The sequence below is a fragment of the Alteromonas gracilis genome, assembly GCF_036870955.2.
GTDB classification, from domain to species: Bacteria; Pseudomonadota; Gammaproteobacteria; order Enterobacterales; family Alteromonadaceae; genus Alteromonas; species Alteromonas gracilis_A.
This window is the reverse complement of the sequence record NZ_CP145482.2, coordinates 929,509-946,785: the sequence shown is the minus strand read 5'-3', so window position 1 is coordinate 946,785 and position 17,277 is coordinate 929,509. Positions and strand designations below refer to the sequence as shown.

The window sequence follows — 17,277 nt, the reverse complement described above, 5'->3', positions numbered from 1 at the left end:
CCTTTTTGGTTCTCGATTAGGTTAGCGTTTACCAGTCGGTTAATGCAGCCATAGTAAATAGCTCATCCTCAAAAGAGAGTACTACGCGCTGGGCTTCAATATTGACAATTTGTACCTTATCGGCAATCCACTCTCCTTCTCCCATCTGTCGCCCATTTACACGCACCCATCGGTCAGACGGGCGAGAAGCATACATGTGTGCACTAAAGTTCATGGTGGGTAGACGCGTTAAAAGTCGCACTGGAAGTTGGTCTACGCGAGGGATGTCATCTCTTGTCGTTACGGGAATCTCAGCTTCTTCAGTATCGTCGCGAGCTTGCGAGTCTAGCGCTTTTACCGCAGCGTTGAATTTTGCCATCAATTCAGGCGACACCGATACATCTGAATTGTTTTGCCCGTCATTTAATACTCTTCCCTCATAGTCATTGTCTGGTGTTTGAGGCTGAGACACAGACGTACTTTTAACAGAAGGTACTTGCGCAGATTCAAGCGCGCTGTTTTGAACAACTGGTTCTGACAAGCTACCCGCTGAGGGAGTATCTAAATTTGTACCCGATTCAGGCGCTGTTTTTCCCACTGTACTCAAATCGCCTTTAGCAACTTGTCCACTATCATTATTTGAGGCCGCTTTTTCACTGGTAGGCCCACTAGGCACAACATCTGAGGCGGGTGGAACACTTTGGGCTACAGAATTTTCTGACAATTTACCTGTGATAACAGGCCACCAGCGTTCGGTTGTTGCACCCGTAAACCCAATAGCCAAACCACCTAAGATTACAATGGCAAACGTTGCCACCTGCTTACTGTATATTTTCCAAGCAGAAGGTAAGCTTTCGACAGTTGGCAGGAATAGACTACGGTTAAACTGCTCGTTAAGCGATTTATCGAATTTAGCAGACGTGTCGTGCTGACCACGAAGTAACGCTTGTGTTTGCGTGCGATGCTGTCCTACCGCAAGGGCTATTTCTACGGTTTGTTCAGGGTCGATTTCCAGTTCTTGAACGCCCATTTCAGACAAGCCCTGCACCATGGCCTCACTTGTCACAAGCCCAGACTTTCTTATTTTTACCGATCCATTTTGTTGAGTGATTTGAACGATCACCATGCCAGGCTTGAGCTTATCTATTGAAACTACATTAGACATACAAGCTCCCTACCCCATAGCCACACAGAATTGCTATTACAAAGGTCGCCACTAACACCCACTTACGTTGACTTTGTACGCGCTGACTCACTACGTCATCGCCTAAGATTTGCTCTGCAGCCGCTAAGAATATGGGCTTTTGTACTACCGCGTGTTGCTTAGTAAACGATAATGTCAGTGCTCTGTCGCACAACAAGTTAATCACGCGAGGTATACCGCCCGTAATTTGATGGACCGCACGCAGTGTCGACTTACTGAAAATGCTTATGTCACCATCAGCCACGCTGAGGCGGTGCGCTATGTAAGCGCTCACTTCGGGCGCGGTTAGCGGCAGAAGGTGGTACCTAGCGGTAATACGCTGCGCGAGTTGGCGCAGCTCGTTACGCTTTAGTAATTGCTGTAGTTCTGGTTGACCTATTAGCACTACCTTAAGTAACTTTTCACGGTTAGTTTCCAAATTGGTTAGCAAGCGAAGTTGCTCAAGCACTTCAGGTAATAAATGTTGCGCCTCGTCAACCATCAATACCGTGTTAATACCCGCTTGATGATTTTCGGCTAACTTACTAAGAATTAAGTCGGTGAAGTACTTAAGGCTGGCTTGTTGAGGCTGATACTCAAGCCCAAGTTCATCACACACCGTCGCCAAAAGCTCAAGCGCAGAAAGCGTTGGGTTTAAAATCATAGCCACCTGCGTATTATCAGGTAGCTGCTGAAGTAGCTTTCTCGACACCGTTGTTTTGCCTGTACCTACTTCACCTGTAAGCATAACAAAACCGCCGCTTTCTCTTAGCCCAAACGTTAAATGGGCTAACGCTTCCTTGTGCCTAGGGCTCATATACAAATAATCGGGGTTTGGCGCGATAGAAAAAGGATTATCGCTTAACCCGAAGTAATTCAAATACATGGTCGCTGCTAAAAATAGTTAAAAACGACGATTAAACTACCAGACGCTAGGCCTTAGTGAAAGCACTGAAACAATAATGAATGGAGCAGATAGCCCATACACTGCGAAATTATCTTTAAGATTGGTATACTTCGCGTCATATTTATTCTTTAGTGGTTATTCAGTACCACGTTGTTCTCTTCAGATCGGTTTGTACGAGGTAGCATGCAGGTATATTTAGTAGGCGGTGCAGTGCGCGATGCTTTACTTAATCGCGATGTCACAGAACGTGACTATGTAGTAGTGGGTGCATCGCCAGACGAAATGTTACGCAAAGGCTATACACAAGTAGGTAAAGACTTTCCGGTATTTTTGCACCCAAAAACCTCTGACGAATATGCCCTTGCGCGAACAGAGAGAAAATCGGGAAAAGGATATACAGGCTTTATTTGTGACGCGTCAACCTCAGTCACGCTGGAAGAAGATCTTATGCGGCGCGACCTCACTGTGAATGCCATGGCGCAAGATAGCAATGGCACTATTATCGACCCGTATAACGGCCGGGTAGATCTTGAAAGTCGTATATTACGCCACGTGTCTGATGCGTTTAGTGAAGACCCTCTACGTGTATTCCGTGTGGCACGATTCGCAACACGCTATGCCTATTTAGGATTTACCATTGCGCCTGAAACCGAAGCACTAATGACGCAAATGGCAAAAAGTGGGGAGCTTAAAAGCCTCACGGCGGAACGAGTATGGCAAGAAACCAAACGAAGTCTACAAGAAAAAACGCCTGAAGTATTTTTCCAGGTACTGAGCAACGTACACGCGCTTGAAGACTGGTTTTGTGAGATTGTACCAACCATTGAAGACGCCTTACCAACCTTGGCACTGTCAGCAACAATAAAAACCAGCAGTAACACAGATAGCCTAATAGTTAGATTCGCGGCACTCACAGCACACCTATCCGAAGATGAAGTAAAGAGCTTGTGTACACGACTAAAAGTGCAAAACCAAGTAAGTGATGTCGCGCTGCTAGTGTGCAAATTTAAGGCGTTATTGCTAGAGGAAGACAATACAGCTCAAGCATTGCTTACCCTTTTTAATGGGTGTGACGCGTGGCGACGAGCAGAACGCTTTTTAATGATACTGGATGCGGTTGCACCTTATGCGCAATACCGGGGTAATAATTGGAACATACGCCAAAAGCAAATCCTTTCAGCATTAAGTGCCGCGACACAGGTTGACGTGCAACAAATTATTGCTCAAGGCATAAAAGGGCCTGCCATAAAGCCTGCACTGGAAGAAGCAAGACTAACCGCAATCATAGCTTTGGGTGTTACACAGTAAATCCACTTACCAGCTTGCTTGATTCTTTAGCCATAGTTGAAAGTGACTTCGCTGAGTCAGCCACCAAACCAATCCCCGAATTAAGCTCTTCAGCTTGCTCGGCAATACTATTGACGTTCCCGCTAACGCTATCCGAAGTCGCATTTTGCTCTTCCGTTGCAGCAGCTACCGTTTCAGCCATTGTGCTTACTTGAGAGATGATGTGAGACAGTTCATTCATTGCGGTGGTCACAAGGTCGACTAAATGTATACCACCATCTGCTGCTGTTGAAGCTTTTTCCATCTCTTTTACTGAAAGGCTAGACGCGTCATTCATTCTCTCTACGATTGCCGATATCTTATGTGTACTGTCTTGAGAGCGATTTGCCAACGCTCTGACCTCATCGGCAACCACTGAAAACCCGCGACCTGCTTCCCCTGCTCTTGCTGCCTCGATAGCCGCATTCAATGCAAGTAAGTTGGTTTGATCTGCAATGGAGGTAATGTCACTGAGTAAGCTATTGATAAGGCCAACTTCGTTTTGCAATGTGCTAATAACATTTTGAGAATCTCTAATTAGTTTCACCAACAACTTTATGTTACCCGCAGCAAGGTCGGCGCGCTCCATGTTTTCTTTAAGGCTTGCCATGGCTGATGTACTCGCATCTCTTGTTTCCACTGTGTTCCGCGATACTTCAGCAATAGACACAGAGAGCTCTTCAACAGACGCAGCTACCATCTCTGTTTCACCAAGCTGAGTCGCTACACCTCTCTTACTTTGTTCTACCAGTGCAGCCAATTCATCTGATGACGACAACAGCTTTTCTGAATTATTTTTTATCTGCTCTACAATATGCTGAATTTGGCCTATGAATGTATTAAAAGGTGATATCACACCATTGATTTCAGGAATTCGTGTTTCCTTCAGTCTAACTGTAAGGTCGCCATTACCGCTCGATAATGTTTTAAAAGCTTCCCCAAGTTCTTCCAAAGGTTCAATAATCTTTCTCGCTAGCAGTAAAGAAACCCCTACAGCGATTGCCAGAATGACAACAGCTACAACAATGGTTGAATACACTAATGTCGACTGCAGCTGCTTCGCTGGTGCTAGCGCTTCTGCTACATCAACTTCAGCTAGGAGAGCATAGGTATGTTCACCAATTGTTAATGGTAAATACGATGAAAAAACAGACACCCCTCTATAATCTTTTACCTCTTCGAAGCCTTCTGCCCTGTTAAGTGCCTTACGGCTAGAGACGCTGTCCACCCGCTGAAGCCCTACTGATGTCCCGGCCTCTCGTATCTTATTGGCAGTACTAGGTGAGCTTGCACTAATTGTTTTTAAGTAGTTTTCTCTGTCTTCTAAGAAAAACCGACTTTCGGTAACCAATAAACCATCAGGAGACACTAAATAGGTTTCTCCTGAATCACCAAATCCATACTCTTTCCATTTTTGATTGTGAGTAAGTATTGCTCCAATTCTATCAATGGGAATTTGAAAAATTAAAACGGCCTTTATGTCACCTGAACCATCCGTTATTGCTGAAGCTAAGAAGCCCGCCATGGCATCATAGGAAGGTAGATATGTTTTAAGTTTGCTGATAGCAACAAAATTACTGTCATTTTTCGCCATTACAGCCGCGAATGCCTCACCAATACCCGTATCAGCATAGGGGCCATCCTTTAAGCTAGTGGCAAAATCGAGTTCTTTATACACACTGTAAACAATATTCCCACTACTAGGCTCGACTATAAAAATGTCGTAATAGCCAAATTCCTGAAGGAAATCACGAATTTCACTGTGGTAAGTCGCATGCGACTTCGCATAATCGCTACTATTACTCAGTTGTAATAACTTATCTTTCTCGCCAATTGGGAATTGGGATGCCGCTATAAAGTCGTGTTGCAATGTTTGAGAAGTATTAGAAAGGACATTCACTAATCGCGTTGGTTCAGATAACACCGAATCATTTCGTTTGCTGTAAAGCGTCGCAAAATCAGTGTTGTAATAATTGAAAAGTGTATTTTTTTGCGCGCTCGTTAGCTGCCCCCTTTGTTCGGTATATCGACCGAACGCAGGAATAAAATCATTGGCCGCTTGTTTGATAAAGGAAGAAGACGAAAAATTACGAATTTGGCCTTCATTGAAAGCCATATAGTTTTCGATAGCTTGCTTCGTTTGAACGCCCTGCTGGCGCATTTTATCTTCTGAAGAGGCAGCTAATGCTTCAGTTGAATTATTCACGGAAATATACGTCGTAAAAGCAGCTAATATAAGAACAGATAGTGACACAAGCAGAACAACGGCAAACAACAATCTTGTTTTTAATGACATTAATACGCTTCCTATACTTCCCTGTACCCACTTAAAGATAATTACGGTATTGAGCTTAACTACACAATATCCTATCTTTAGGCCATCTGCACAAAATATGTTCTAAACAATACCAATGTATAATTGGTCACTCCGTTTTAATTAAATCACCCGGCTCGCAGTCAAGAGCCTCGCACAACGCGAGCAAGGTACTAAAACGAATTGCTTTCGCTTTTCCTGTTTTAAGGGTAGAAAGGTTGGCCATAGTAATACCCACTCTTTCTGACAACTCAGTTAGTGACATTTTTCGTTGAAGCATCACCATATCTAAATTTATTTTTATTGTTTTCTTCATTTTAAATTGTCAGCGTCTGCTCTTTATAAATTTCCACGGCCTCGTCTAATAGCTGCGCAAGCACCAACAACGCCAACCCTATAATAAGTCCGGTAATAGGTAATGATATTGAGGGAGATAGCTCGATTTGAGCATTAAAGCTGCCAATGTCGTTCAAAATCATTAATCCACCAGAATAAATAACGATAGGGTATACAACGCAACTCCCTATAACGATAAATGCGATACGCCTGATATACATTGCATTAGCTTGCGTAAAGTAGTGACGCTGAGCAAAATTAGCGAACAACTTTCGTAAGTAATGAAGCGTAATCATCACAACAATGGCTTGAAGAACATAGATACAATTAGAAATATACCAAGCCGATTTACCAAGCGTATTGTTGAGCTTTATTTCTGCTTGGCCTTGTATGATTTCACTGATCTTATTTGTATCATTCTTTGTTGCATTCGCGACTTCATCACTAGGTAATACCCTAAAACTCAGTGGATAATTAATATCTGTATGACGAGCCTCTTGGTCAGACGGAATATTGAGACCTACGACGGCTATCATCACTAGACCAACAATCATCAGTGCACCAAAAAGATAAAATACCCCATCAAATAGTTTTTTTAACCGCAAGGCCAATATAGGCGTTGTTGTAGTGTTCGAGTCCATAGCGAAGTCCTGTTTAAAATTCACTCACCAACTATAGCGCAAATTTATTACAAAACAACAAAATTTTATTGATAAACGATAAAAAATTTTTGTTTATCAATACAAAGAAATAAGTAACCACTATGTGATTTCAAAAAAACACTTTGCTTTCATATCCCTTATCGCTATGCTACAACAAAGCAAGGATTACAAGTGTAATCATAAAACCAAAACAAGAAACAAAAGCAAATGACAAAAAGATGAAGTCCAGTCTAATTTCAAAAAACATAAGGGTGATGCATTGTGACAATATCTAAAATACTTTATTCGAAACCCATAACGCACTTACTCACTAATACCGTATTTAACGGTATCGGACTACTGTTATGCTTATTAACCATTGCAGGCTGCAGCAGCAAACCCACTGTACATATTTACGGAAAATACATAGCGCCTTCGCAAGTACAATCGTTAAGTGAAAGCCTCGGTGATAAAGGGCTCAACGTTGAAGTAAATGACTTTGAATTCCCTACTACCATAACCTCTAATACGCTGCTTTACTCGCTGTTATTGCAAGCGCCAGAAGCCATCGACTACACTACCGATGCCGCCCAATCTAATGGTTTACCAATAAAAAGTGTTCAACCACTTTCACAGGGTAATCACTGGTATACCAAAAACTCACTCGCTGTTTTCTTATTTCCTGATGGAAAACGCCCCAAAGGCACCTTACTTGCTCAAGACCTTGTACATAGCTACGTAAGTAAGGAATGTGGCGATGGCCAACGGTTACGTTTGAATAAAGACGGAACCTATCAACTTACCCTTGAAATCGATAAGTCCACCGTTAGCGCACAAGGTCACTGGAAATACCGACAATTCCCCTACCTTGAATTACGGGAGCTAAACTCGCCTTATGCGAACTACTACTTTGAAATATCGCGCGAGCTGAGCGAAGACCAAGTAAGTAAACTCAGTCTTATCCACTTACAGTTGCTCAATGCCAATAGTGCTAACCCGTTGGCACCTGAATGTGTATTTACCCATGGTGTTCGAATTTAACCGCAGTTTTTCTCTATGTTTTGGTACAGCAATGCTACAATACGCCCCATTCATTTAGAGCGTTTTTTATACTATGACTTTCGAAGAACTCGAATTAGACGATGCACTGTGTCATGCAGTTGCAGATATGGGGTTTGAAACTCCAACTAGCATACAAGAATTAGTGATCCCCCATGCGTTAGACGGGCGTGATATCTTAGCGTCAGCGCCGACTGGTACTGGCAAAACGGCAGCTTTTTTACTGCCAGCTTGTCAGTTTTTACTCGACTACCCTCGTAAGCAGCCAGGCGCGACGCGTATACTCATTTTGACACCAACTCGTGAGTTAGCGCTTCAGGTATACGAGCAAGCCGTTGCCATAACCAAGCACACACAAATTGTGTGCGGTGTGATAACCTATGGTATTAACTACGGCACCGACAAGGAAACGTTAAGCAAAAACTTGGACATTCTTGTCGCAACACCTGGTCGCCTACTTGAACACATCGAGAAAGAAACCGCGGACTGCCGTGATATCGAATGCCTAATTCTTGATGAAGCCGATCGCATGCTAGACATGGGCTTCTCCACCGTAGTAAATCAGATTGCCGCGGAAGCACGCTGGCGCAAACAGAATTTATTGTTTTCAGCTACGTTAGAAGGTGCAGGCGTAAGAAACTTTGCTCATGACATTCTGAACAACCCAGAAGTGATTGAGGCAAATCCTTCGCGCAAAGAGAAAAACAAAATTCACCAGTGGTATCACCTTGCTGATGACATGAATCACAAGCAAGCGCTATTGGTTAATATTCTTCAGCAAGAAGCGACCACCACAGCGGTTGTTTTTGTTAAAACCCGCGACCGCCTACAAATGTTGAAAGACTTTTTGGCGTCAAAAGATATTCCGGTGTGTTGGCTACAGGGCGAAATGCCACAAGATAAACGGATTGCAGCACTGGCGCGTTTTAAAAGCGGTGAAGTACCTATCTTGCTTGCCACAGACGTTGCGGCACGTGGTATTGATGTACCAAACGTAAGCCATGTAATTAACTTTGATATGCCGCGCAAAGCCGATGTGTATGTTCACCGTATTGGTAGAACAGGTCGTGCAGGCGCCAAGGGCACAGCAATCTCGCTAGTTGAAGCACACGACTTTGAAATGATAGCGAAAGTAGCACGTTACATGGGCGAGCCCTTAAAAGCTCGTGTTATTGATGAGCTCCGCCCCAAAAACAAAACACCAAAGATTGGCCCGAAAAAGAAAAAAGTAAAGGCCAAAGACAAAGCTAAGAGCAAAGCAAAGCCAAAAAAGCGCAAGTAAATAGGCACGAATCAGGGTATGCGAGCTAAAGAAAGCATATTTTTCTTTTGATACTCCCCTGATTCTAAGCACTACAAAGAAAGCGCACGGGGTCACGTGATGTACAAGGATGTGGGAGGGGTAATGCTGGAACAAACCCTCTGCCGCATGGATGCGGCAGCGGAGCGCACACGGATGTGTTTACAGCGTGTTTGTGGAAGCATTACCCCTCACGCAGCCGATGTTCATCGCGCGACCCCGCAGCCAGTTCAAAAGAGAGTACTATGAAATTTCCTGAGAAAATTGTTTTAGCAACGGGTAATCAAGGCAAGGTGCGCGAGTTTGCGTCACTGTTTGCAGATTATGGTGTAGACGTTGTGGCACAAAAAGAATTAGGGGTATCTGATGTGCCTGAAACAGGTACTACCTTTGTTGAGAATGCCATTATAAAAGCGCGTCATGCGGCACAGGTGACAGGTCTTCCTGCGATTGCTGACGACTCAGGCTTAGTGGTAGATGCTCTTGGTGGTGCACCTGGTATTTACTCTGCGCGTTATGCTGGTGCTGATGCTACGGACGATTCTAATATTGACAAGCTACTAGCTTCGCTTGATGGCGAAGCCAAGCGTAAAGCGCATTTCTTCTGTACATTAGTGTTTCTGCGCCATGCAGATGATCCCGTTCCTTTAGTTAGCCAAGGAAAATGGGAAGGCGAAATACTTACCGAGCGCTCTGGTACTGATGGCTTTGGCTACGATCCAGTGTTTTATGTACCTAGTCATGGCTGTACCGCGGCGGAGCTTGAAAAAGCGGAAAAGAACCGTATTAGCCACCGCGGTAAGGCATTGGCCATTTTGCTTGATAGCATGAGAGCCAACTTTGCGTAATCCTCCGCTTAGCCTTTACATTCACATACCTTGGTGTGTTCAGAAATGTCCTTACTGCGACTTTAATTCTCATGGGCTTAAATCTGAGCTCCCTGAGAAAGAGTACGTTGCACACCTATTAGATGATTTAGCTATTGATGCTAAACGCATTGGCGATCGTCCTGTAGAAACCATTTTTATTGGGGGTGGTACACCCAGCTTGCTTTCCCCAGACGCCATGGCCGACATTTTAAACGGCGTGAGAGCGCGAGTTAACTTAAGTGATAACGCTGAAATAACCATGGAAGCCAACCCAGGCACGGTAGAAGCAGGAAGATTTGCTGGCTTTTATCAGGCTGGCGTTAATCGAATATCTGTAGGTATCCAAAGCTTTCAGCCAAAGCACCTAAAAGTACTTGGCCGTATTCATAATGAGAGCCAAGCCGAAAATGCCGTAAAGCAAGCACACAGTGCAGGCCTGCCTACATTTAACTTAGATCTTATGCACGGCCTACCAGAGCAAAGCGTCGACAATGCAATGGCTGATTTACAGCAAGGCATTGCGCTAGACCCTTATCATCTGTCTTGGTACCAGCTGACGATTGAGCCAAACACGCCTTTTTATTCTCGTCCTCCGGAGCTTCCTGATGACGATGTGTTATGGGACATTCAGGAAAAAGGTCACGCGCTTTTAGAAGCGGCTGGCTACCATCAATATGAAATATCAGGTTATGCGAAAACGGGGCACCAATGTCGCCACAATTTGAACTACTGGCGTTTTGGAGATTATCTTGGTATCGGATGTGGCGCGCATGGCAAAATAACAGATGCTGAGAATGGCACAATACATAGAACAGTAAAGGTTAAACACCCTCGTGGCTATATGGAACTAAGCTTAGCCATATCTGGATAGCGAAACGCAGGTTGCCAGTGACGACCTCCCTTTTGAGTTCTTTATGAACCGCTTTAGGCTAGTTGAACCCTGCCCTATTGATGACTTTGCTAGCTTCATAGGTATTAGTTTATCAACGGATGTAAAGCGAGCACTTGATGATGCACAGCAACAGGAGTTGCTTACTGCTAATGACTCACATTGGCAAGTCACGAATAAAGGCAGAAGATATTTGAATTCACTGCTATCGTGTTTTGTATGACATAAAAAAGCCCGATTTAATCGGGCTTTCTTTTTTGTTTAGTAATAATGTTATAAGGCTCGAACGCTGGCACGCTCGCCCTCAGCTTTTCTTCTGCAATATCTAAACGTTTTAGCTTTTCACAAAACCATTCAGCTTTCTTTCTCAATGTTGTGGCTTTGTCACCTACATCTAAATGCTCGCCGACATTGTTTAATTGGCGGGTAATTTCAGCCACTTTTTCTTGGTTAACTTCACCACTGCTTGTATTTATGCCACTGATTGCCGACAAAATACCGCCCACAGATGTAGAAATAGCTTCTTCAAGCTGTGCTTCAATTTCACTATCAACAAAGTCATCTACGCTTTCTAGCGACCCTGGACCAATAAAGTAGTGATTACTGGCATGCCGAAATTTATCTTTAACGCGATTTTGAACACGTTTCATCGCGGCATTTAAACGTTCATAACTATCATGGTCGCTTCCAACCAAACCTAAATAAACGTGCTCGATAGTATCGATTGCCAGATCAACACCTTCGGTGGCAAGTACAATCATCTTGGGCACAACATAGTGAAGTCCCGACGCATAATCTTTCAGCCACATAAGCTGTTCATCATCCAGAGTTTGCCAACGACCACCTATGAATAACTGAGATTGTCCGTTAATTTGTAAAACAGTGCGGGTTTTGTCCATAACCCTAAGTTGGTTATTGTTCACGGCAATGCCGTAAGCAAAATCGATGTTGCAGGTATACTCCGCTTGCGCCGAGGTTGATAGTCCAGCGAACAAACAAAGTGTAAAAAAGGCTGCCTTGAGGCGCGAAATCATTTTCATAACAACATTGTGGCTAGCTTACAAAAAAATGAAAGCCATCATGAGTCTAACGTGCTAAAAATCAGGTTGAATCTGGGCAAATAAGAAAGCACGCATTATAGGGCGTGCTTTTATAAGTAAAAGTATAAGAAGGGTAACTTATACCAAAGTACAATTATCAAGGGAAATGCATTGCCTTTACGTCGTATTTTTCCATCCGCACTCTAGGTTTTATTCATTGGTATAAGTACGTACTAATCTTACGTAAATAAACCTGTCTTTCTGCTTAATAGAGTGACTAGCATTGAAAAATGCAACTACCCAAGCTCTATCAGGGTCATCGATAGAGGGTGTAGATGTCCAAAAATCATCTGGCGGCGTTGCAGGAAAAAGTGATGAATTAATTGCTGGCCTTACGCAATCTCGTTCTGTCAGCGTTGCTAATTCTTTTACATTAGGCAAGCGCCATCCCAGCAAGTCTTCATCGCTTGCTTCCTGAGCCAGTTGAAGTGCTTGTTGCCAGGTGTATTTTACTGCTTCACCACTGCATGTAGAACCATTCCAGGTTTGCCCCTCAGCGCAGCGACGCCAAACAAGATCTGTGGTGGTATCAAGCAAACTACTTGTTGTAACTGCTGAAAAGTTTCCACTTGGCGTTGTTTCAAGTCCATCTGACAAGCACTGCTGCGCACTTGCAGTGGCGCATAACACTAGCGATGAGGATATGGCCAACGCTTTAAGACCAATTTTTATATTAAATATAGTGTTCATAGTTACCGCCCCGCTCTTACGAGTCGCACACGTGCTGCCGATGATTTATTAAGAAAATTGTCTACCCCAGAGTCAAAGTCTAACGCCCAGGCATTTTGAGCATTGTCATTATTAACTCCATCAGCACTTGGCACAGAGGTCCAATACCATAGCGGTGTGCTAGACACACTTCCTGAATTAGGGAAATAATCTTCATCAATGGCCACATCATCAGCAACGCCAAGATGCATCAAAGAAAACAATTCATCGTGGGTAGGCATACGCCAGTCAAAGAAGCCACATAGACCTTGGGTGTTAATCGCCTCTACATAGGCGCTGGTGTTACAATTGGTCAATAAACACGTGGCATTTGCGCCAGTTAAGTCGCCCTCAAATCCACCGTTAACTTCATCGCTGTACCATGCGTAGGTGAAGTCACCATCTTGAAAAGTGCCGTCGTCCGTTTTTACTTCCCACACCAACCCTGTGACATTGTCTCTCACGCATGACCAACTGGTTGCATCGGCATCCTGTTCATCACCGTTCGCATTCAGCCGCGTGAAGTCAAAACCCGCCTTGCCTCTACCAGCTTTTTCAATCAATCCGTTCTGCTCAATAATGTCAGCACCACGCTGACCATCTTGGCCTGGGAAGTCGTTTTGCTGTGCCTGCGTCAGTGCATCATTGGTAGCTTGCTGTAAGAATCCCGTATCATTTAACAACGGCGTAGGCATAGGACGAATTTGTACGTTAATGGTGTCTTCCACGCTATTACCATTAGCATCGACCACCGTTAAGGTATAAGTGACAACCGTGGTCGTTGATACAAGGGGCGCAACGGCAAACGTAGACAACGCACTATTATCATCGATAGTACTTATTTCCGTGAGGCTACCTTTATCTGACACGTCAGTAGCACTGACATTGTTACTTCTTTCCCAAGAATAAATAAGCGGCTGCGCATCAGGAATACTAGTGCTTGCCTGCCCGTCTAAAATCACGACTTCCCCGGAAAAAACACCTTGTGAGAACCCCGCATCAACAACAGGTACCGTGTCTTGTTGGGACTGAACCGTAATTGATACTGAGTCGCTATCGGTCGCACCTTCAGAATCTGTTACCACAAGCTCAAACGACATTGATTGTGTGTCATTAGCTATAGGTGTAACGATGGTTAGCGTTGAGAGGTTGGTATCCACTCCCGTAATAACATTAGTACCACTCGTTTGAGACCAGCGGTAATCCGCTATCGCGTTATCAGCAGATTGACTATCAGCATCGCTGCTTCCCGAACCGTCTAGGACAAGCTCTACGCCACCTGGGAATGTGTTAGCAGCAAGCCCCTCCCATTGGGGTAAACTGATACTGGCCTCGGGTGTAATATTGACAGGAGAAACCGTAATCACAGTTGCGTCACTTGCAGTATTGCCACTTTGGTCGTTGACCAACACCGTCAGCGTGTATTGTGTTTCACTGCTTAATGCAGGTGCAATAAAACTAGCCGCTGCCGCACTGGTATCTTCGTGCGTTATGCTCAGCGACGGCGATGCACTCCAATTATATGTGTATGTACCGTCTCCACCGCTTACCTGAGCGCTAAGCGTATAGGTCGCACCTTCAGTGACAGTAGCATCTGGGCCAGCATTAACAACTAGCGTTGGATTACCCGAACTTTCACCTGAGTCACTGCTACCTCCACCACCGCAGGCAGACATAGTGACTAAGGCACATAGCATTAATACAGCGCACTTAGTATTTGGGCTAATAAGACGAAACCAACGATGACTTGAAGGCATAACAGCTCCCAGCACACACAACGAACAATCCAATTGGGTGCGCGTATATATTGATTAAAGCGAAGAGACCACGGGGCTTGCTTAGAAAGAAGGTTAGCAGCGCAGCGGCCAATAAAGCTTGCTGCACTCATACTCGCTACAATTACTTGCTACATCGTGCCCTTGGCTTCTTGAGCCTCTGACACCATTACTTGAAGCGCTTCCAGCTGCTTTTTCCCCACAGCCACATCGGTCATGTCGTAAATCATCATACTTATATAATCGACCTTACCCGTTGCTGACGTAAGCGGTGATAAGGTAATGTTCTGATACATGAACGACTCACTTCCTGTAATCGGCCGATAGTTGGGAAACTTAAGTAGATATGGGCGCTGTTCCCATGTCATAAAGGCACGGGTTTTAAGATCAAACACAGGTTTTGCTTTTTTCATAAACCAGTCTTGTTTGATAGCGGGAAATAAAGAAAAAATAGATTTATCACGCACTTCACTTGGTAGAAGACCGCTGTGGCTTTCCATAAAGCCGTTCCACACTTGTACAGTAAAGTTTCTGTCTAGTACAACGATGCCTACGTCAACCGACTGCAGCATGTCCATCATCCAATGGAATTCTTGTAACTCGTCTAATTGCTGGCTCATTAAAAATCCTCCAACAAATGTGCAAGTTTTGAATTCATCATTTTCATCGATTCTTCTGTAAACAACAAAATCAAGTCACACTGGACATTGTAACCTTCAAGACCGTAACTCAACTCTATGGCTAGCGTCCGTTTCCATTTAATTTGGTTCATACTGATAATTTCAGTTATCGCCCTGTGCTGCCCTAGTACAATTGGATGTCCCTGGCTGAAATTGATGTCCATTTGGTTCGCAAGACCAGTGAGGCATGTGCCAATTAAAATACTGGCGGCATCCATCAGCAGTTCAAGCTGGAGCTGATCATCGACCTCACCTTCGACATTCAAAATTTTGGCTACGTCATCAAAACTGGAGTCACTTAAAATACATAATGCCTCGCCGCTTACGCCTGGCCCAAGGAAACCTTGGCAAACTGCCGTTACTTGCTCATGACTCTCGATATCGGACAACATCATATGAAGTTCAGAAACTTCGATGAGGTTTACATTAGGGATAGGGAGTTCGACAAATACATTCATGATCCGCGCAAGATGGTCACCCGCTTGTCCCATGGCAATATTCGTAATTTCTTGGTAACAGTCACGTATATCGGGGTCGAGAGGCGACACCTCTTCTTCTTCCACCTCTTCAGCGTGAAGGATATTGTATTTATCTAGTACATCAGCAAGTGTTTTGGGGTCGACAGGCTTTCTTATAAAGTCTAATGCACCAAGCGTCGTCACTCGCTCATGCGCCTCAGGCTGAATATCGCCAGACACAACAACCACCTTAGTTTTGAGGCCTTGCTGTTTAATAGCTTCAAGAGTGCCGTACCCATCGAGTACAGGCATGTTTAGGTCCAAAAGAAGTAAATCGCCTTTTCCCTCGGCAAGTGCAGACAGTGCTTCTTGGCCATTTTTTGCAAAGTGAACCGCTACTTCCCAATCCTGAGGAAGACATTTGGCTACTTGTTTACGCGCAACTAACGAGTCGTCACAGACGAGAACAGAAAACATTAAGCTCTTTTACCACCTAGTTTTTGAAACCAGCTTTCACCGACATTTTCGACACTTAGCTTTGTATCGGCATTACTTCTATGAACTGAAGCGATGATTTGCAGATGATTACATTGCGATGCGTGCATCACACTAACAAATAGCACTTCTGTAGAAATTTGCCAGCTACTTTTTTGTTTATTCAAACAAAATGGGCATTAAAAAGTAAAGGAAGAATAATAGCCGTAAAAACACCATTAATACATAGCCCTAAGGTTGCCATGGCAGCAATATCATCGCCCATATTAATGGCTTTGGCCGTTCCAACTGCATGCGCTACGGTTCCCAAAGCAATTCCCTGGGCCTGTCGATGATGAACACCGAGTACAGAAAATACGGAAGTGGACACAATAGCACCGACTATACCTGTGACGATTACAAAAACTGCCGCGAGCGCGGGAATACCACCTATGTTTGCTGTGGCCTCCATGGCTAATGGTGTGGTGATTGATTTTGCCAGCATAGTTAGCTGAAGTGCGACTGGGGCATCTAATAGGAAAATACTCAACCATGCAGTAACAGGAGCAATGACACCGCCAATGGCAATACTCAAAAATAATCGCCATCCATAGTGCTTAAGCTTTTGCCATTGCTTAAATATTGGTAATGCTAACGCAACAGTGATGGGCCCCAGTAACCAATGTAACAAAGAAGCATGTTGCTGATATTCTGTCACGCTAGTGCGAGTACCAAGCAAACAAAGCCCTACAAGGGTGGCGGTGATAATAAGGGGGTGAGCGACAGGGTGGCTTTTTAATGCGCGGTTAACAACGAGCGCAATGCAATAGCTCAAAATAGAAATGAGGATCCAGCTTAATCCAGATAGTGTAAATGCCTGCTGTAGAGCGTCAATCATCAGTGTTCGTTTTTTTGTTGAGTAACCACTGAGAACACCATGCAGTAATGCCTAGGCTTATCGCCGTGGTCAAAACGATGGCAATAAAAATAGCTAGTGCATTATTGATAATATCACCCCAATACAAACTGATGCCAAGTACAGCTGGTACAAATAACAATGACATGTGTTTAAGTGGACTGGCGGCAAATTGGGTTAGGTGGCGCTCGAGTGCGGGGAAAAAAAGAAGTACTGAAAGCAATATTAGCAGGCCAATCAAGGCGCCAGGAATTGACATGTCCGCGCGCTGGGCGATAAAAGTACCAAGAAAATACGCACCAAAAACAAGTACAGCACCCGTTATATAATGTAAAACCTGTCGCACGCCCTTCCCGCTTTTGA

Annotated in this window: 16 protein-coding genes and 1 pseudogene; 5 read left to right on the top strand and 12 right to left on the bottom strand. The window is 44.2% G+C overall.

Going from position 1 to position 17,277, the window contains the following annotated elements:
• Positions 1–28: 28 nt before the first annotated feature.
• Complete coding sequence (locus tag V6N89_RS04585; protein WP_346993477.1) at positions 29–1,144, bottom strand: general secretion pathway protein GspB; 1,116 nt, start codon at positions 1,142–1,144, stop codon at positions 29–31.
• The gene (locus tag V6N89_RS04580; RefSeq protein WP_202264015.1) at positions 1,137–2,048 is read right to left on the bottom strand and encodes an ExeA family protein; all 912 of its coding nucleotides are present in this window, start codon (positions 2,046–2,048) and stop codon (positions 1,137–1,139) included. The genes V6N89_RS04585 and V6N89_RS04580 overlap by 8 nt, the downstream gene beginning before the upstream one ends.
• A 204-nt stretch (positions 2,049–2,252) precedes the next feature.
• On the opposite strand from V6N89_RS04580, the gene V6N89_RS04575 reads away from it, so the two are divergent.
• Positions 2,253–3,377, top strand: coding sequence for a CCA tRNA nucleotidyltransferase (locus V6N89_RS04575; RefSeq protein WP_338516538.1), 1,125 nt, complete (start codon positions 2,253–2,255; stop codon positions 3,375–3,377).
• Here the strand turns inward: V6N89_RS04575 and V6N89_RS04570 are convergent.
• The 3 genes from V6N89_RS04570 to V6N89_RS04560 form a co-directional block, all read right to left on the bottom strand.
• A complete protein-coding gene (locus V6N89_RS04570; RefSeq protein WP_338516537.1) occupies positions 3,367–5,691 on the bottom strand; it encodes a methyl-accepting chemotaxis protein in 2,325 nt (774 codons plus the stop codon). The genes V6N89_RS04575 and V6N89_RS04570 overlap by 11 nt on opposite strands.
• Before the next feature lie 127 nt (positions 5,692–5,818).
• Entirely contained in the window at positions 5,819–6,025 is a 207-nt protein-coding gene (locus V6N89_RS04565) for a helix-turn-helix domain-containing protein (protein WP_338516536.1), read from the bottom strand.
• A 1-nt stretch (position 6,026) separates the two neighbouring features.
• On the bottom strand, positions 6,027–6,686 hold the full coding sequence (locus tag V6N89_RS04560) for a DUF2975 domain-containing protein (protein ID WP_338516535.1): 660 nt from the start codon (positions 6,684–6,686) through the stop codon (positions 6,027–6,029).
• Positions 6,687–6,968: 282 nt separating this feature from the next.
• Here V6N89_RS04560 and V6N89_RS04555 point away from each other — a divergent pair, with 282 nt between their 5' ends.
• The 4 genes and pseudogenes from V6N89_RS04555 (at position 6,969) to hemW (ending at position 11,026) form a co-directional block, all read left to right on the top strand.
• A complete protein-coding gene (locus V6N89_RS04555; RefSeq protein WP_338516534.1) occupies positions 6,969–7,727 on the top strand; it encodes a hypothetical protein in 759 nt (252 codons plus the stop codon).
• A gap of 73 nt (positions 7,728–7,800) precedes the next feature.
• Positions 7,801–9,027 (top strand): ATP-dependent RNA helicase SrmB, encoded by a 1,227-nt coding sequence (gene srmB / locus V6N89_RS04550; protein ID WP_346993476.1) that lies wholly within the window; start codon positions 7,801–7,803, stop codon positions 9,025–9,027.
• A gap of 263 nt (positions 9,028–9,290) precedes the next feature.
• Positions 9,291–9,893, top strand: coding sequence for an XTP/dITP diphosphatase (locus V6N89_RS04545; RefSeq protein WP_338516533.1), 603 nt, complete (start codon positions 9,291–9,293; stop codon positions 9,891–9,893).
• Positions 9,886–11,026 (top strand): annotated as a pseudogene (gene hemW / locus V6N89_RS04540) (radical SAM family heme chaperone HemW). Before V6N89_RS04545 ends, hemW begins: the two are co-directional and overlap by 8 nt.
• Positions 11,027–11,042: 16 nt before the next feature.
• Here the strand turns inward: hemW and V6N89_RS04535 are convergent.
• The 7 genes from V6N89_RS04535 to V6N89_RS04505 form a co-directional block, all read right to left on the bottom strand.
• Complete coding sequence (locus tag V6N89_RS04535) at positions 11,043–11,837, bottom strand: DUF2884 family protein (protein WP_346993780.1); 795 nt, start codon at positions 11,835–11,837, stop codon at positions 11,043–11,045.
• A gap of 216 nt (positions 11,838–12,053) precedes the next feature.
• Positions 12,054–12,593: a DUF1566 domain-containing protein gene (locus tag V6N89_RS04530; RefSeq protein WP_338516532.1), complete on the bottom strand. Its 540-nt coding sequence runs from the start codon at positions 12,591–12,593 to the stop codon at positions 12,054–12,056.
• A 2-nt stretch (positions 12,594–12,595) separates the two neighbouring features.
• Positions 12,596–14,308, bottom strand: coding sequence for a DUF1566 domain-containing protein (locus V6N89_RS04525; protein ID WP_338520219.1), 1,713 nt, complete (start codon positions 14,306–14,308; stop codon positions 12,596–12,598).
• A 209-nt stretch (positions 14,309–14,517) separates the two neighbouring features.
• Positions 14,518–15,006 carry a PAS domain-containing protein gene (locus V6N89_RS04520; protein WP_338516531.1) on the bottom strand — a complete coding sequence of 163 codons (489 nt, stop codon included), beginning with the start codon at positions 15,004–15,006 and terminating at the stop codon, positions 14,518–14,520.
• Entirely contained in the window at positions 15,006–16,001 is a 996-nt protein-coding gene (locus tag V6N89_RS04515; RefSeq protein ID WP_338516530.1) for a response regulator, read from the bottom strand. Before V6N89_RS04515 ends, V6N89_RS04520 begins: the two co-directional genes overlap by 1 nt.
• Positions 16,002–16,182: 181 nt before the next feature.
• Complete coding sequence (locus tag V6N89_RS04510) at positions 16,183–16,896, bottom strand: LrgB family protein (RefSeq protein ID WP_338516529.1); 714 nt, start codon at positions 16,894–16,896, stop codon at positions 16,183–16,185.
• Complete coding sequence (locus V6N89_RS04505; protein WP_338516528.1) at positions 16,889–17,260, bottom strand: CidA/LrgA family protein; 372 nt, start codon at positions 17,258–17,260, stop codon at positions 16,889–16,891. Before V6N89_RS04505 ends, V6N89_RS04510 begins: the two co-directional genes overlap by 8 nt.
• Positions 17,261–17,277 lie beyond the last annotated feature (17 nt).

Excerpts from the sequence above, each read along its gene's own strand:
- srmB (WP_346993476.1), top strand. The coding sequence starts at position 7,801 with ATGACTTTCGAAGAACTCGAATTAGACGATGCACTGTGTCATGCAGTT.
- V6N89_RS04535 (WP_346993780.1), bottom strand. The coding sequence starts at position 11,837 with ATGATTTCGCGCCTCAAGGCAGCCTTTTTTACACTTTGTTTGTTCGCT.
- V6N89_RS04510 (WP_338516529.1), bottom strand. The coding sequence starts at position 16,896 with ATGATTGACGCTCTACAGCAGGCATTTACACTATCTGGATTAAGCTGG.
- V6N89_RS04520 (WP_338516531.1), bottom strand. The coding sequence starts at position 15,006 with ATGAGCCAGCAATTAGACGAGTTACAAGAATTCCATTGGATGATGGAC.
- V6N89_RS04565 (WP_338516536.1), bottom strand. The coding sequence starts at position 6,025 with ATGAAGAAAACAATAAAAATAAATTTAGATATGGTGATGCTTCAACGA.
- V6N89_RS04580 (WP_202264015.1), bottom strand. The coding sequence starts at position 2,048 with ATGTATTTGAATTACTTCGGGTTAAGCGATAATCCTTTTTCTATCGCG.
- V6N89_RS04560 (WP_338516535.1), bottom strand. The coding sequence starts at position 6,686 with ATGGACTCGAACACTACAACAACGCCTATATTGGCCTTGCGGTTAAAA.
- V6N89_RS04585 (WP_346993477.1), bottom strand. The coding sequence starts at position 1,144 with ATGTCTAATGTAGTTTCAATAGATAAGCTCAAGCCTGGCATGGTGATC.
- V6N89_RS04575 (WP_338516538.1), top strand. The coding sequence starts at position 2,253 with ATGCAGGTATATTTAGTAGGCGGTGCAGTGCGCGATGCTTTACTTAAT.
- V6N89_RS04570 (WP_338516537.1), bottom strand. The coding sequence starts at position 5,691 with ATGTCATTAAAAACAAGATTGTTGTTTGCCGTTGTTCTGCTTGTGTCA.
- V6N89_RS04515 (WP_338516530.1), bottom strand. The coding sequence starts at position 16,001 with ATGTTTTCTGTTCTCGTCTGTGACGACTCGTTAGTTGCGCGTAAACAA.
- V6N89_RS04530 (WP_338516532.1), bottom strand. The coding sequence starts at position 12,593 with ATGAACACTATATTTAATATAAAAATTGGTCTTAAAGCGTTGGCCATA.
- V6N89_RS04545 (WP_338516533.1), top strand. The coding sequence starts at position 9,291 with ATGAAATTTCCTGAGAAAATTGTTTTAGCAACGGGTAATCAAGGCAAG.
- V6N89_RS04525 (WP_338520219.1), bottom strand. The coding sequence starts at position 14,308 with ATGCTATGTGCCTTAGTCACTATGTCTGCCTGCGGTGGTGGAGGTAGC.